Origin of the sequence: Corynebacterium sp. ACRPF, assembly GCF_022347395.1 — a bacterium.
Lineage (GTDB): Bacteria > Actinomycetota > Actinomycetes > Mycobacteriales > Mycobacteriaceae > Corynebacterium > Corynebacterium tuberculostearicum_D.
In genome coordinates this window covers 14,985-29,435 of the sequence record NZ_JAKRNB010000014.1, presented here as the reverse complement: position 1 = coordinate 29,435, position 14,451 = coordinate 14,985, and the positions used below count along the sequence as shown (strand labels likewise).

Here is a 14,451-nt window from a genome sequence, read left to right as displayed (position 1 = left end):
TATCAGGGGGACGTCGGCAAGCAAGTGCTCACCTGCCCGCGCCAAATCTAGGCTGCGGGGCTTGGGTATGCGAAACTAATGGGCATGACAAGCACCGCTGTACCCGCCCAGTCAACGCCCGTGAGCGAGGAAAACCGCACCGAGGCCTATCGCGCCGATGCGCTGACCCCTCGCGCGACCTTGCTGGGTATCGTGCTGGCCGCCCTGGCCGGTGGCGTGGTAACGCTGCTGGGCTGGTTTGCCTTCAAGACGGTCTCGCTGCCGTCCTTTAATACCTCCATGGTCACCCGCGCGTTGGCCACGGTGGGGGTGGTGCTCACGCTGGCCCTGGCCGGCGGGCTGTGCGTGTGGTGGCTCTATGACCACTACAAGGATTCCTTTACCCGGCCGCGCTGGCGGGCCTGGCTGACCTACGCGGTCACCTACCTCTCCCCGGCCCTGTTGACCCTGGCCGCCGTAGGCCTGCCGCTGTCCGCCTCCCGCTTGTGGCTCGATGGCGTGCAGGTGGACCAGGCCTTCCGCACCCAGTTCCTCACCCGTTCGGTGGATGAGATGGGCTATGCGGACATGAACTACCAGGACATGCCGTCCTTCTATCCGATTGGCTGGTTCTGGTTGGGCGGCCGCTTGGGTGCGCTCATGGGAATTCCGGGCTGGGAGGTCTACCAGCCCTGGGCCCTCATCTCCATTGCCGTGGCCGGCTGTATTTTGGTGCCCATCTGGCAGCGCCTGACCAGTTCCCTGCCGGTCGCCACCGCCATCGCCCTGGTGACCACCGCGATTACGCTCACCATCGCGGCCGAGGAGCCCTATTCCGCGGTGATTGCCATGGGGCTGCCCGCCATTGCGGTACTGAGCGCCCGCGCCTTCCGCGGCTCTTGGCTGGCCATCCTGGGAGTAACGCTCTACCTGGGCATTTCCGCTACGTTCTATACCCTTTTCACCGGTGCGGCCGCACTTACCGTAGTCAGCCTCATCGCACTGTTTACCGCGCTCTATGAGCATACGTGGCGCCCCATCCTGCGCCTGGTAATCATGGCGGTAGGCTCTATTGCCATCGCCGTCATCGCCTGGGGGCCCTACCTATGGTCGGTCATGCACTCACCGGTGCCGCTGCAAACCACCGCGCAGCACTACCTGCCGGAGGAAGGCACGCAAATTCCAGTGCCTTTCTTGTCCTTGAGCATTGTGGGTTTCCTCTGCCTCATGGGGCTCATTTACATCGTCATCCGCCTCAATGACGTGGAGGTACGCGCGCTGGGCATCTCCCTCCTTGGCATCTACCTGTGGACCGTGGTGTCTATGGTGGCAACCCTGGCCGGAACCACGCTGCTCAGCTTCCGCCTCGAGGTGATCGTGGTGCTCCTCTTTGCCACCGCCGGCATCCTGGCCCTGGCAGAGATTCGTCTACTCGGCGTGCACCGCCTTTACCCGGCGCGTTTTTCCCGCACCACCAATAAACAGATCACCGCGGTCTTTGGCATCGTCTTGGCCTTGGCCGGCGTCTTCTATGCGCAGCAGATTCCAGAGGCCAACGAGGACGCCATCGATCACGCCTATAGCGATACCGATGGCTATGGCGAACGCGCGGACCGCTTCACCAGCGATTCCGCCCACTACTACCTGGATATTCACAACTTCATTCAGGACCAAGGCTATACGCCGGATGAGACGGTGGTGCTCACGGATGAAAAGACCTTCATGTCTTATTACCCCTACTGGGGCTTTAACGCCTTTACCAGCCACTACGCGAATCCCTTGGGCGAGTTCAGCACCCGCAACGAGCAGATTGAAACTTGGGCCAATGATTCCTGGGATATGCAGCCGGAGGAGTTCCGCAAGGCCTTGGATTCTGCTCCCTGGCGCGGCCCGGATGTCATGATGTTCCGCGGCGACCTGGAAAATAAGGACGATGGTTTCAAGTTCCACCTGGCAGAAGATATCTATCCCAACCAGCCGAATATTCGCTACCGCGCGGTCTTTTTCAATGCGGATGTCTTTGACGAGGGCTGGAAGTTGCAGCAAACCGGCCCCTTTGTAACAGCCGTTCGCACCAAGTAAGTTCACCCACACTTCCCGCCCGCGGCAGGGTGTGCCCGCGGGCCGAAGGGGTTATCTGACGTAAACTAATCGCCGTGTCAGATAGCCTCACTACGAATACCACCCAAGCACGACCTGCCGCTGCCGGCTCCCGCTTCACCGCCGCCCCCGCGGGCCTGCGGTGGACCGCAATCATTGCCGGGCTGATTGGTTTCCTGTGTTTTGTAGCGACCCCGCTACTGCCGGTGACCCAAACCCAGTCCTCTTATGATTGGCCGCAGCATGATTCCGTGCAGTCCATCAACGCGCCGCTCATTTCCGTCGCCCCGGAGGACCTGAAGGCCACCATCCCCATCTCCGCAGTCGATGAACTGCGCGAGGGCCAGTCCATGGTCTACGGCACCGTCCCGCCGGAATCCAAGAAGGCCTCCAACCGCGGCCTTTTCGTCCGCGCGAATGACGAGGGCCTCTCTGTTGTGTCCTTGGATGAGGTGCTGCTTACCCTCAACGCCAAAGAGGTAGCCAAGCTCCCCAAGGACGCCAAGATTGAAATTTCCGCTACGGGCGATGGCACCTCCGTGAGCGTGGGCGATCATGAAAAGACCACCGAGGAGGATCTGCGCCCGCAGGTCACCGGCGTCTATACCGAAATCGACGATAAGGCAGACGTACAAGCCCTGCTTGACGACGGCCTCAATGTCCACGTCGATATCAACTCCCGCTTTACCTCGTCCCCGACGTTGATCAAGACCATTGCCATGTGGCTGGGCATCGCCATGGTGGTCGTGTCCCTGTTCTGCCTGTGGCGCATCGACCGCCTCGATGGCCGCCGCTTCGGCTTCATGCCTGAGACATGGAAGAAGGTGCGCCCGCTCGATGGCGTGGTCGCCGCCATTTTGGGATTCTGGTACATCCTCGGCGCCAATACCTCCGATGATGGCTTCATCTTCTCCATGAGCCGCGTCTTCGATCACGCGACCTACATGGCCAATTACTACCGCTGGTACGGCGTGCCGGAGGCGCCCTTCGGCTCCCCCTATTACGACCTGGTTGCCGTACTCTCCCAGATTTCTACCGCTTCGGTCTTCGTGCGGCTGCCGGGCCTGATTTCCGGGCTCATCATCTGGTTTATCCTTTCCCGCGAGATGCTGCCGCGCTTTGGCCAGCTTGTCGACGGCCGCCGGGTCGCCCACTGGACCGCAGCGCTGATGTTCCTGGCCTTCTGGCTGCCGTATAACAACGGCACCCGTCCAGAGCCCATCGTGGCGCTCGGTGTGATGTTTACCTGGGCCTCCTTCGAGCGCGCCATCGCCACCCGCCGGCTGCTCCCAGCGGCTGTGGGCACCATCGCCGCAACCATCACCCTGGCCGCCGGCCCCACCGGTCTCTTTGCCGTAGGCGTCTTCCTGGTCAGCCTGCCGCACCTTTTCCGCGCCATGGCCGAGCGCGTGCCGTCCATGGGCGGTGGCGCCCTGGGCTGGCTCTCACTCATTGCGCCATTCCTTAGCGCTGGCACCGCCATCATGGTGGCCGCCTTTGGTGACCAGACGCTATCGACCGTGCTGGAGTCCACCCGCGTGCGCTCCGAGGTTGGCCCTTCCCTGCCGTGGTACGCGGAGTACGCGCGCTACTCCACCCTCTTCCAGGAATCCGTGGATGGCTCGCTCACCCGCCGCTTCGCGGTCTTCACCATGCTCTTCTGCCTAGTGCTGATTGTGGCGGCCTTTATCAAGGACCGCCGCGTCGTCGGTGCTGCCGTTGGCCCGACCCAGCGCCTGCTCATCATCGTGGCGCTATCCATGTTCTTCCTCATGTTCACCCCCACCAAGTGGACCCACCACTTTGGCATTTACGCCGGCGTGGCCGGTGTCATCGCGGCGCTCGGTGCCGTGGTGCTCTCCCAGTTCGCGCTGCGTTCGCCGCGCGCTCGCACCTTTGCCATCACCGCGGTGGTCTTCTTGCTGGCCATCTCTTTCGCCGGCTGGAATGCCTGGTGGTACGTATCGTCCTTTGGCATTCCATGGTGGGATCGCACGGTACAGTTCAAGGCCATCGAGGCCAATAAGGTGCTGCTCGCCATCGCCTTGATCATCTTCGCCATCGGCATAGTGCAGTCCCTGCGCCATAGCTATCGCAAGTCCCAGGCAGAAGAGGCGGGCGCACTCGCTGAGTTTGAAAAGAATGCCGCCGCCAAGGTTTCGCGCTCGGCCGGCATCATGTCCGCGCCCATCGCCCTGGCCTGTGCCATTGTGGTGGCGCTATCGTGTGCTTCCTTTGCCAAGGCCACCGTCTCGCAGGCGGATTCTTACTCCGTGGGCAAGGGCAACCTGGCCTCCCTGCGCGGCAATACCTGCGCGCTGGCGGATCAGACCATGGTGGAGACCAACACTAATGACTCCTTCCTGGACCCTGTCGAAGGCGACTTAGGCGATTCCCTAGTGGATGAAGACGAAACCCATACCGGCTTCGACCCGAACTTCATTCCCGAATCCATTGAGCCAGAAAACCAGAACTCCGCCTCTGTGGGTGCCATTGGGGATGGCTCCGGCGATTCCTCTTCCGCTAACGCGGATACCGCTACCTCCGGCGCGGATGCTGAATCCGGCGGCGCGAGCGATTCTGCCGATTCCCAGGAGTCGAAGGATAAGCAGGAAAAGAAGGACAAGAAATCCAAGGAAACCACCAATACCTCTGAAGGCGGCGTGCGCGGTACCCAGGGCGTCAATGGTTCCACCATGCACCTGCCGTTCAACCTGGATTACACCAAGGTGCCGGTGCTGGGTTCCTATTCCGAGGAGCAAGACTCCACTTCTGAAGTGACCACCAAGTGGTACAACCTGCCAGAGGCCAAGGACAATACCCCAGTGCTCGCCGTGTCTGCAGCTGGCAATATCTACCACCACGACGTCAACGGGGTGGAGCAAGAGGGCATGGAGCTTAGCCTCGAGTACGGCACCATCGATGACTCCGGCAAGGTCACCAATACCGGCGAGGAAGAACTTTCCGCCGTCGGCGCCACGCCAAAGTGGCGCAACCTGCGCCTGCCGCTGGATAAGTTGCCAGAGGATGCCAACGTGGTGCGCTTGGTAGCCACGGATGATTCCACCGATGAGGACGACTGGTTGGCCTTTACCCCGCCGCGCGTGCCGGAGCTGGATACCATCAATAACCAGTTCTCCAAGGACACCCCGGCGTTGCTGGACTGGGCAGTGGCCCTGCAGTTCCCGTGCCAGCGCACCTTTGACCACTTTGCCGGCGTCACGGAAATCCCGGAGTACCGCATCCTGCCGGATTCCTCGGCCCAGACCTCGCTGACGGACTTCCAGTCCTTCTCTGGCGGTGGCGCCATGTCCACCGCGGAAGCGGTCAACTACTCCTACGAGATCCCGAGCTACCTCAATAATGACTGGGCTCGCGATTGGGGTGCCATCGAAAAGTACGAACTGCGTACCGATTCACAAGGAAACGCCCCGGTTCCAGCGGAGATTGATTATGAGGACATTACGCGCTCCGGTCTGTGGCAAGACTCCGAGATGAAGATTCGCCCCGAGGGCGAAGAGTAGCCTCGCCTGCGGCAGCGTCCCGACCCCGCTTCGGGGCGCGCAATCGCCGCACGAGCCAATCGCCTAGGAAAAAGATCAACAGCGAGACGCCAAAGAGCGGCGCGATGATCGAGTAGGCCACCACCCCCGCCAACACGGCGGGGGTGATTTTTAGCTCTGGCAGGCTGCGGCGCGGTTTCTTCCACCACATCCACAGGCCCGCGATACTCACCACGAGCAGACCGAGGGCCAGCGCCGCCAAGGCGACCTGGCTGTAGATGCCAAAGAGCGTTCCCATGTGCAGCTGGATGAGCCACGACGTAAGCTGCGCGGCAAGCGGCCAATCGGCGGAATTGATGCGGTCGATGACCTCACCGTTTGGGGTCACCGCCACGGCATCGCTGCGCAGCTTGAAGGCCGCACGAGCCTCCCGCACTCCCCACGCATCGCCTGGTTTTTCCGGAGGGGTCATTTCCAAGACTCCGGTCAACCCTTGGCTACGGGCTGTCGATAATGCGGTTTGGGCGCCGGCAAGTTCTGCAGCATCGTGGTGTTCCGTATGCCCAGCGTGCCCGGCGTGAACCGCGTGGCCGGAATGCCCAGCATGCTTCCCCGCTCCAGTACTCGCCCCCGCTTCTGCAACAGAAGTCGCCACGGACGGTTCCTTCCAATTGAGTTCCTCACGCACTTTGCCAATACTTGTGCCTGCTACCAGCGACCATGTCAGGCCAGTAACGGTAAGAAAAAGGAAGCCCGGCAGTAACCAGGCACCCACGCGGGCGTGCAGCGCCAGTACCTTAGAGGGCTGCTTCTTATTCCTTTGCTTACGCTTGAGCCATAGGTACAGACCGAGGATGCTCAGCGCGCCGAGCCACGAGGCCGCGAGTTCAGCATAGAGGCGGCCAGGCTCGCCCAACCATAGGGTGCGGTGTCCATTAGAGGCCCACGTACGGAAGGGCAACGCACGGGATCCACCATATTGTTGTAGTTCGCCAGTGATGTGCAGGTCCACCGGGTCTACAAAGACGGCGTGGGTATAGCTGGAGTTGGGGGCGGTGGGGTCGTCGAAAAGCACGCGGGTGGTCTCTTGCGGGTCTTCGGAAGGTTCAACCCGCACCACGGTCCCATCCGGGTGCTGGCGCTGGGCGGCGGCAATCTGTTCATCGAGGCTGCGCGGGCTGCCTTGTGCGGTGGCGGTTACCTCATCGTGGTAAATCCACGGTTCAAAGGTGGGGGCCAAGGCGTAGAGAAGCCCGCTTAACGCTGCGACTATGAGGAAGGGCGCAATGATAACGCCAGCGAATTTATGCAGGCGCGAAACAGCGCCATGAGTCGATATGGTCATGCGAAACTAGTCGCTGACCTATTGAAACTAGTTCCCTTTTAGCATGAAACCTCCAGGAAGCTATTATTTTTCCAACTCGCCTGCCAGGAACGTGGCCGCATCCCGCACGCGCTGCCGGGAAACCGCCGGGGTAGACACGCGGTGGGTGGAGACATAATCGCGCGCGGCGGCGCCAGGCACGGAAACGCGCGCGGCAATCTCATCCTCGGTGGCGGTCTGCACGAAAGTGTGCGGACCTAGCTCAGAGAGGTCCGCCGGGATGTCGTATCCAGCGCGCAGGTCCTCCGGCAGATGTGCCAGGGCACCGAAGTCGGGGAAGGTGAGCAGGAGGGCGTCGGCAGGCGCCAGCGCCGCCAGCGCCGCGCCGGAGGAATAACCCCAGGTAGTAACGCTAGAAGCGCCCTGCGCGCGGGCATAATCAATGGCCTGCTGCACGGCAGTGACCATCTCTGCCACGGTGTGCTCGGGGGCGAGCGGATAATCCACGTCAATAATGGTGGTGCCGGATAGCTGCGCGGCGGCGGCTACCTCGGGGCGCCACTGCATCTCCAGCGCTTGGCCACCGCCGCGCCACCAGCCGCCCGAATGCAGCGACACCGCCCACCGGCCGGTGGGCGTGCTGGGCCGGAAAATGGCGCCCACCTCGGACTCTTCTACGCTAATTCCTTCCGTGTACGCAGTACCTGGCAGCGCATGATCCACCGCAGTACCGAGCACCATCATTGCCGCATGGGTAATGCGATCCGGCAAGAGCGCGCAATATTGGTCCGCCTCAGGGGAGCCGCCCCCGGCCCACGGCGAGCGGAAATCCGGGGTGTCATAGTGGGCGTCGATATAGGCAACGAGCTGCTCAAGCTGTTCCTTTTCCTCCATCTGGCGGTCTTGGCCGCCGATGTGCCATTCCTGGCCGGGCTCCAGCGGGCGGTGCGGGTCCTGGTTAGCATCTGCGTTAGTCATGCCACCGAGCCTACGCGCACCGCCTAGCGGCTAAAAGGGCTACCAGATGGTGACGCGGTCCTCTGGCGCAATGTACATGGCAGAATCCTCCGCCACGTCAAAGGCCTCGTAGAACTCCGCGATATTGGCAGCGATGAGGTTGCAGCGGAACTCCGCTGGCGAGTGCGGGTCAATGGCCAGGTACTGGGTGGCCATCTCTGGACGGATGGCGGTGCGCCAAACGCGGGCCCAGGCGAGGAAGAAGCGTTGTAGGCCGTTGTAGGTGTGCTCGGCCAGCTCTGGCTCGGCGCCTTCTACCTCGAACTTCTCCTCCTTTCCCTGCAGGTCAATGCCCTTATCGGCGCAGTAGTTCTTGAAAGCCACCACGGCGATGCCCAGGCCACCGAGGTCACCGATATTCTCGCCCAGGGTGAAGCTGCCGTTGACACCGGTGGAGTCGATGCCAGCCTCCTTGAGCACCGTCGGTACCTGTCCATTGAATTGCTCCACCAGCTTGGCGGTGAGCTTGTCAAAGGCCGCGCGGTCCTCCTCGGACCACCAGGAGTTAAGGTTGCCCTGGCCATCAAATTGCGAGCCCTGGTCATCAAAGCCATGTCCAATCTCGTGGCCGATGACGGCACCGATGGCGCCGAAGTTTTCTGCGGCATCAGCATCCGGGTTATAAAACGGCGGGCGCAGGATGGCGGCCGGGAAGGTGATGTCATTGACCACCGGGTTATAGAAGGCGTTGACCGTCTGCGGGGTGGTTACCCATTCATCGCGGTCGGCCGGCTTGCCAATCTTGGCCAGCTCAAAGTCATGGGAGAAGGCGGAACCGGCGCGGGCATTGGCCAGCAGGTCCGCACCCTTGCCAGAGACCTCGAGCCCGGAGTAATCGCGCCAGGAATCCGGGAAGCCAATCTTGGCCTTGAACTGGGACAGCTTTTCCAGCGCGCGCTCGCGGGTGGCCGGCGTCATCCACTCCAGCTGGGAAATGCGCTCACGGTAGGCGGCGATGAGGTAGTCCACCAGCTCATCCATCTCGCGCTTGGAAGAGGCCGGGAAGTGCTTATCCACAAATACCTGGCCAATCTCTTCGCCCACGAGGGACTCGGCCAAGCCCACGGCGCGCTTCCAACGGTCGCGCTGCTGAGTAGCGCCGGAGAGCTTGGTGCCATAGAACTCGAAGTTCTTCGCGCCTACTTCCTCCGGCAACATAGCCGCGCGGGAGCGCAGGATGTGCCAGGTGGCCCACAGCTGCCAATCGGCCATGCGCGCGGTGGTAAAGAGGCTCTCGAAGTGCTCGAGGTAGGACGGCATCATATTGACCACGCGGTGCTCTGGCAGGTTGCCGCCGGAGAGCAGAGCGCGGGTCATGGTGGGCAGCTCGCTAAATTCGCAGGGGTTATAGGTCTTAACCGCATCGCGGGTGGAGACCACGTCCCAATGGCCAGCGGCCAGCTCCTTTTCCAAGGCAACGATGCGATGGGCGGCTACCTCGGCGCCCAGGCCAAAGAGGCGGGCTGGGTCAAGGAATTCCAGCATTTCGGCCACGTGCTTTTCATAAGCGCTCAGCGTTTCCGCGTGGGCTTCCTCGCGGTAATAAGCCTCATCCGGCAGGCCCAAGCCGGATTGGATGACATAAGCAATGGCATCCTCGGAACCGGAATCCTTGGACACCCAGAAGGTCACCGGGGAGCCAACTCCGGTGCGCTCAAGTTCACCCAGGCGCTGTGCCAGTTCCTCGGGGTCGGCCGCGCTTAGGCGGTCCAGGTCCGCATCCAATGGAGCCATGCCGGCCGCGTTGACTCCCTCGGTATCCATAAAGGAGGCATAGAGCTTGCCCGGGCGGCCGGTGTCCTTTTCCACGATCTCGTGCACGAGTTCCTCCGCCTCGTCGCGCAGCGCGTGGAAGGTGCCGTCCACGCCGCGATCATCGGGAATGACGTGGCTTTCCAGCCAGGGTCCATTGACTAGTTGATAAAGATCTTTCATGCTTGCCACTCTAGGTCAAAGCAGCAAGATAAGGTGTGGGCTATGGAATTTTATCGCTTTCCTCCAGCGCATCCGCGGCGCCTTTTCCTCGCCGTCATTGCGTTCGTGGCGGTGGTTCTCGCTTTGCCCACAATTGTGCAGGCGGCCCTGGCGGATTCCTCCGCGGACGTCGAGCAGGTCACCCTCGCAGAGCCCAGCCAGGATTGGGAGATTGACGTTCCCGATCTCTACTGCGAGCGCGACTATGAATCCCTCGCCAGCATCGGCTGGACCTGCGGTGGTGTCAGTGTGCAAGCCACCCTTACCGAGGATGCCAAGGACGATGCCACCACCTTGCGCCGCATGGTCCGCGCCCTAACCATGGCTTCCCTGCCGACCGACGCCCCTACCTTTGACGGCACGAATGGAGCACTCCTGCTTGCCGACGCCCCCTCCTCCACCGCCGCCCTCTCCCTCGACGGCACCGGCGAAGACGAAAACAAGGATTGGGTGGTCACCGTGACCGGCAAGGGCGACCAAGCCCGGGCCACCGCCTCGCGCATCTGGCATGCCTTCGGCCAAGAGGATCTGCCCGCCGATGCTAATGCAGAATTCGCTGACTTCTCTGGGGAGTTGATGTACTAGATGTCCAAGCTCTTTCGCACCACGCTGTGGATCCTCTCCGGCATTGGACTCATCGCGTTCTTGGTCCAGACGCTGAGCACATTCTTAATCTCTCCCCTGATGGGCCTGCTCAGCCTGCTCATCGCCGCCGTGCTCGTAGCGCTGGTCATCTACCTATTGCAACGCAGCCCCATGTGGGCACGCCCGGCGCGCCTGTGGGCCCTACTGGCTTTCCTTTGGGGCGGCGGTGTGGCCGTAGCCCTGGCGCTTATCAGCTCCGGTCCCGTCATGCAGCTCGCCATTGGCACCGGCTGGGTCGATGCCATGATGTCCTGGAGCGGCGCCTACCCAGAGGAAATCTCCAAGGCCACCGGCGTCATCTTCGTGCTCATGTCCTTCCGCCAGCTCAACCGCCCGTGGCATGGCTGGATAGTGGGCGCAGTGGTGGGCCTAGGCTTCGAGGCCTGCGAAAACATCCTCTACGGCGCCATGGGTGCCACCATGCATCCCGATAGCGATATCCAGGGCTTAATTGAAATGTGGGGCCTGCGGCTTATCGCCGGTCCTGGCCTACACGTCTTGCTCACCGCGCTGGCCGGCTGGGGCATCGGCTGGGCGCTCTATGCCGCCGCCAAACCGCTGTGGTGGCGTATCGGCGTCTTTCTCGGCTGCCTCGCCGCCGCTTTCCTCCTGCACTTTTGCTGGAACTACATGCACGATTCCGAGGTGGCCGCCATCATCCAGGCCGTCACGGTAGCGCTTATCCTCTACCCGCTGAGCATATGGCTGGTGCTGCGCGGCAATAAGCTCGCCAAGGCCGATGAGAGTTATAGCCACAGCACTGCCGACGACGCCCTCGCCTACATCCGCTAGAGCCGCCGACCACTCTGCACAACAAGCACGTTTCGCCCTTTTCATGCTCCGTGAGAGACGAAACGTGCTTGTTCTGCATTTTCTCGAGCCTCTAAAAGCCCTAGTTGCACACGCGCATCGGCGTTACCTGCGCCAGTGCTCGATTAGCGCTCGCGCAAGCCTGGCGCTCGTAGTTCGCTGCCGTGCGGGTGGCATCTCGTACAGCCTGTCGCGCTGGGCCTTGCAGGTGCAGATCGTGCTCGATACGAGCTCCAATGGCCTCGCTCGAACCGCCGGGGATTGCGCCTGGGGCATTATGTACGGCGCGGGTGACGTCAGCGGTATGGGTGGCCGCATCACCATAGGTATTGGCGGCTACGGTAAATCCAGGGGCGGTGGATACCGAGGCATGGATGCGGCGATTGTCTGACCAGCCAAACTTGGTACCGATAACCCCTGGAATCCGGGAGGTGCCAAAGTCTTGCCGGTAGCCATCGGCAGCCACAGGAGCGGCAGTAGCCATGCCGGTCCTGATGGGTGTGGCAACGGGATCGTGCTGGATACGCGAGGTAAACCGCGCTACATCCTCGGTGGAGGTGGTCGTTGTCCCCCAGTAGCCGGTGTAGTGCGTTTCGCGCAGGCCAAACTCGTGGATGATGCTGGGGATGGCCTGCGGGTAGCGGCGGTCCAAGTCGGTAGCCACGTTGTCATCGCTCACACGAATCATATGCTCCACGCGGGCTTTATCGGCCGGCGCACCGTATTTTAGGACCCAATAGCCCAAGTAGAGCTTGCTCAAAGACAGCGCGGGGCGAGACTCATGGGAATTAGCGGTGGACACCGTGGCCCCAGAATCGTGCCGGACGGTGATTTGGGTGCGCGCGGGCACAGCGTGCGGGTCGAGAGTGACAGCCTGGGCGGCGGGGATGGTAACGAGGGAGAGTGCGGTAACCAAGGAGCCTACCGCCAGCTTTTTCATCATGAAAATATCCTAGCGCCACCGTGGGTATTACGCACCGGCTTCTACGAGCAGGACTCCCCCGACAATGAGCACCACGCCGAGGGATTTCAGCCAGGTAAATGGCTCCTTGAACAGGAGGTAGGAGGCGATGGCGGTCAAAGCAACACCGGTGGCAGCCCAAATGCCGTAGGCCACACCCAGATCCATGCCGGCCTTGAGCACGAGCGCCAAGAAGCCGTAGGCAGAGACATAGCACAGGGCAACGAGCGCCACCCAGAAACGGCGGCCGGTTACCGCGGACATGCGCAGGCACAGCGTGCCTGTGACCTCAATGGCGGTGGCGAGGAAAAGGAGGAACCAGATCATTGCGGCGCCACCTCCACGGTGCGGTCGTGATCCTTGTCCGACTTAGCGCCCATTTCCACGCAGAATACGCCGCCCATGATGAGCGCAATGCCGGCGAGCTTTACGGCGCCGAGCGGCTCGCCAAATAGCGCGGCGGAAAGCAGCGCAGTGGAAATGACCCCGCCGGATGCCCAGAGACCGTAGGCCACGCCCACGTTGACGCCTTCTTGCATCACGCGGTGCAGCAGCACGAAGGCAAGGATGAAGCAGAGGGCGGCCACGCCGTAGATCCAGAAATGGTCCACGGCGTATTTCAGCGCGACAGTGCCCACGACTTCGCTGGCAATCGCGAGAAAAAGAATGACCCAGGCCCTCACTCCATCAACTCCTGTAATTCGCGGGCGTCGATTCCGTGCTCGTGCATTTTAACGCGGCCATTGGCGTGCGCGATGGCCTCACGATCCCAGAACTGTGCTGCGCGGGCGGGATCATGGGAGGCACCATCGGCGCGGACAACGCGCCACCAAGCGGTAGTGGCACCGCCGCCGTAGCGCTTTAACACGGTGCCGACGTTGCGCGCGCCACAGCCGGCCACCTTGGCCACCTCGCCATAAGAGGTGACGTTGCCGGGCGGAATCACGGCGACGACGGCCAATACGCGTTTGACCAGTGGCGATTCACTCATCTCGGTTACTGTGGGTCGAGGCCCAGCACGTCATCCGACTCGGTGGGTTCTTCTTCGGGAGCGTCTTCGACCTCGGTGAGGGTTATGGTTGCACCGGTGGAATCGGCCAAAAGGCACATGCGGCCAAAGGGCGAATCCCATGGTTCGCGGATGACCTCGCCGCCTAGTTCCACGGTCTTCTTCGCAGCGGCGTCGATATCGCGCACGCCCAAGTAGGTCTGCCAGAAGCTCGGCACCTGGGGTGGGAACTGGCCCTCGGCGTTCCACAGGCCGGCAAACGGCGCACCGTCTTCTTCCGCCGTGGCATAAATGAAGTTCTCATCCTCGGACTGCATGGCGCGAATTTCCCAATTGAAAAGCTCGCCATAAAAGTCCATGGCGCGCTGGAAACCCGAGGTTGCGGTGAGCTCGTGCCATACCGGGGTGCCGGGCTCGCCGGCGGCGACGAAGTGCTCTGGGCCGGCGGGCTGGATGAGGCCGAACATGCCCCCGGCGGCGTCGGCAAGCAAAGCCATGTGCCCTAGCTGTACTTGCTGCGGCTGCACCAGGATGCGTCCGCCTAGGCTCTCGGCGCGCTGGCAATCACCAGCGATGTCCTTGGAGAGGAAGTAGGTCACCCACGTATCCGGCATGGGTGCTTCTTCCGGTTGCGGGATAAGTCCGGCGATGGGCAGGCCCTGCAAGCGCGCCATCTGATAGGGCTTTTCCTCCGCGGACTCGGCGGAAATCTCCCACCCCAGCACCTGCTCATAGAAACGCGCGGACTTGCGCGGATCCGAGGTGGTCAGGTCAATCCAGTAGGGCATGCCCACTTCAGCTTCGAATGCTGGCATCTACATATTCCTCCACTTTTCCGGATCAAAGTCATCGTCGGCCGTGGCTTCATCAAAGTAATCATCGTCATCGTCCGGCTCGCCCACGCGCGCGCAGGCGTCCTCGATGCACACCTCATCGCCTGGGTGGAGCATGGCGCCCCGGCGCGTTTCAGGCTCGCCATTGACCGTAACTACGCCTTCTGCGATGAGCTCTTTAGCCTCGCCGCCGGTAGCCACCAAGCTGGCCAGCTTGATGAACTGGCCCAATTTGATGGAGTCGCCGTTGATAGGAATGTCTAGCATGCCGCCCAGCTTACCCAGCCCGCGCGCGG

Annotated in this window: 13 protein-coding genes; 4 read left to right on the top strand and 9 right to left on the bottom strand. The window is 62.0% G+C overall.

Going from position 1 to position 14,451, the window contains the following annotated elements:
• Positions 1 to 84: 84 nt before the first annotated feature.
• Positions 85 to 2,061 carry a galactan 5-O-arabinofuranosyltransferase gene (locus MHX61_RS07950; protein ID WP_239193983.1) on the top strand — a complete coding sequence of 659 codons (1,977 nt, stop codon included), beginning with the start codon at positions 85 to 87 and terminating at the stop codon, positions 2,059 to 2,061.
• 74 nt (positions 2,062 to 2,135) lie between these two features.
• The gene (locus MHX61_RS07945) at positions 2,136 to 5,603 is read left to right on the top strand and encodes an arabinosyltransferase domain-containing protein (protein WP_239193982.1); all 3,468 of its coding nucleotides are present in this window, start codon (positions 2,136 to 2,138) and stop codon (positions 5,601 to 5,603) included.
• On the opposite strand, the gene MHX61_RS07940 is transcribed toward MHX61_RS07945, so the two are convergent.
• The 3 genes from MHX61_RS07940 to MHX61_RS07930 all read right to left on the bottom strand — a co-directional run bounded on the left by MHX61_RS07940 (position 5,542) and on the right by MHX61_RS07930 (position 9,858).
• Complete coding sequence (locus tag MHX61_RS07940) at positions 5,542 to 6,927, bottom strand: PepSY domain-containing protein (protein WP_239193981.1); 1,386 nt, start codon at positions 6,925 to 6,927, stop codon at positions 5,542 to 5,544. The genes MHX61_RS07945 and MHX61_RS07940 overlap by 62 nt on opposite strands.
• Positions 6,928 to 6,990: 63 nt before the next feature.
• Positions 6,991 to 7,884, bottom strand: coding sequence for an alpha/beta hydrolase (locus MHX61_RS07935; RefSeq protein ID WP_239193980.1), 894 nt, complete (start codon positions 7,882 to 7,884; stop codon positions 6,991 to 6,993).
• 39 nt (positions 7,885 to 7,923) lie between these two features.
• The gene (locus MHX61_RS07930; protein WP_239193978.1) at positions 7,924 to 9,858 is read right to left on the bottom strand and encodes a M13 family metallopeptidase; all 1,935 of its coding nucleotides are present in this window, start codon (positions 9,856 to 9,858) and stop codon (positions 7,924 to 7,926) included.
• 42 nt (positions 9,859 to 9,900) lie between these two features.
• Between MHX61_RS07930 and MHX61_RS07925 the strand changes: the two genes are divergently transcribed.
• Together MHX61_RS07925 and MHX61_RS07920 are read left to right on the top strand one after the other, a co-directional pair.
• A complete protein-coding gene (locus tag MHX61_RS07925; protein ID WP_239193977.1) occupies positions 9,901 to 10,482 on the top strand; it encodes a hypothetical protein in 582 nt (193 codons plus the stop codon).
• Positions 10,483 to 11,334, top strand: a complete 852-nt coding sequence (locus MHX61_RS07920; protein WP_239193975.1) for a PrsW family intramembrane metalloprotease — start codon at positions 10,483 to 10,485, stop codon at positions 11,332 to 11,334. It abuts the gene before it with no gap.
• Between the two features lie 100 nt (positions 11,335 to 11,434).
• On the opposite strand, the gene MHX61_RS07915 is transcribed toward MHX61_RS07920, so the two are convergent.
• The 6 genes from MHX61_RS07915 to MHX61_RS07890 are packed head-to-tail and all read right to left on the bottom strand — an operon-like array spanning position 11,435 to position 14,422.
• A complete protein-coding gene (locus tag MHX61_RS07915; RefSeq protein ID WP_239193973.1) occupies positions 11,435 to 12,295 on the bottom strand; it encodes a hypothetical protein in 861 nt (286 codons plus the stop codon).
• A gap of 27 nt (positions 12,296 to 12,322) precedes the next feature.
• Positions 12,323 to 12,640: a multidrug efflux SMR transporter gene (locus MHX61_RS07910; protein WP_005323220.1), complete on the bottom strand. Its 318-nt coding sequence runs from the start codon at positions 12,638 to 12,640 to the stop codon at positions 12,323 to 12,325.
• Positions 12,637 to 12,996 carry a multidrug efflux SMR transporter gene (locus tag MHX61_RS07905; protein WP_204610530.1) on the bottom strand — a complete coding sequence of 120 codons (360 nt, stop codon included), beginning with the start codon at positions 12,994 to 12,996 and terminating at the stop codon, positions 12,637 to 12,639. The genes MHX61_RS07910 and MHX61_RS07905 overlap by 4 nt, the downstream gene beginning before the upstream one ends.
• Positions 12,993 to 13,304, bottom strand: coding sequence for an MGMT family protein (locus MHX61_RS07900; RefSeq protein WP_239193971.1), 312 nt, complete (start codon positions 13,302 to 13,304; stop codon positions 12,993 to 12,995). The genes MHX61_RS07905 and MHX61_RS07900 overlap by 4 nt, the downstream gene beginning before the upstream one ends.
• 5 nt (positions 13,305 to 13,309) lie before the next feature.
• A complete protein-coding gene (locus MHX61_RS07895; protein ID WP_239193969.1) occupies positions 13,310 to 14,137 on the bottom strand; it encodes a VOC family protein in 828 nt (275 codons plus the stop codon).
• Complete coding sequence (locus MHX61_RS07890; protein ID WP_005323225.1) at positions 14,138 to 14,422, bottom strand: RNA-binding S4 domain-containing protein; 285 nt, start codon at positions 14,420 to 14,422, stop codon at positions 14,138 to 14,140.
• Between the last annotated feature and the right edge of the window lie 29 nt (positions 14,423 to 14,451).

What these genes read in the sequence shown, in the direction of transcription:
- MHX61_RS07950 (WP_239193983.1), top strand. Translation starts at nt 85, where the DNA reads ATGACAAGCACCGCTGTACCCGCCCAGTCAACGCCCGTGAGCGAGGAA.
- MHX61_RS07940 (WP_239193981.1), bottom strand. Translation starts at nt 6,927, where the DNA reads ATGACCATATCGACTCATGGCGCTGTTTCGCGCCTGCATAAATTCGCT.
- MHX61_RS07935 (WP_239193980.1), bottom strand. Translation starts at nt 7,884, where the DNA reads ATGACTAACGCAGATGCTAACCAGGACCCGCACCGCCCGCTGGAGCCC.
- MHX61_RS07930 (WP_239193978.1), bottom strand. Translation starts at nt 9,858, where the DNA reads ATGAAAGATCTTTATCAACTAGTCAATGGACCCTGGCTGGAAAGCCAC.
- MHX61_RS07925 (WP_239193977.1), top strand. Translation starts at nt 9,901, where the DNA reads ATGGAATTTTATCGCTTTCCTCCAGCGCATCCGCGGCGCCTTTTCCTC.
- MHX61_RS07920 (WP_239193975.1), top strand. Translation starts at nt 10,483, where the DNA reads ATGTCCAAGCTCTTTCGCACCACGCTGTGGATCCTCTCCGGCATTGGA.
- MHX61_RS07915 (WP_239193973.1), bottom strand. Translation starts at nt 12,295, where the DNA reads ATGATGAAAAAGCTGGCGGTAGGCTCCTTGGTTACCGCACTCTCCCTC.
- MHX61_RS07910 (WP_005323220.1), bottom strand. Translation starts at nt 12,640, where the DNA reads ATGATCTGGTTCCTCCTTTTCCTCGCCACCGCCATTGAGGTCACAGGC.
- MHX61_RS07900 (WP_239193971.1), bottom strand. Translation starts at nt 13,304, where the DNA reads ATGAGTGAATCGCCACTGGTCAAACGCGTATTGGCCGTCGTCGCCGTG.
- MHX61_RS07895 (WP_239193969.1), bottom strand. Translation starts at nt 14,137, where the DNA reads ATGCCAGCATTCGAAGCTGAAGTGGGCATGCCCTACTGGATTGACCTG.
- MHX61_RS07890 (WP_005323225.1), bottom strand. Translation starts at nt 14,422, where the DNA reads ATGCTAGACATTCCTATCAACGGCGACTCCATCAAATTGGGCCAGTTC.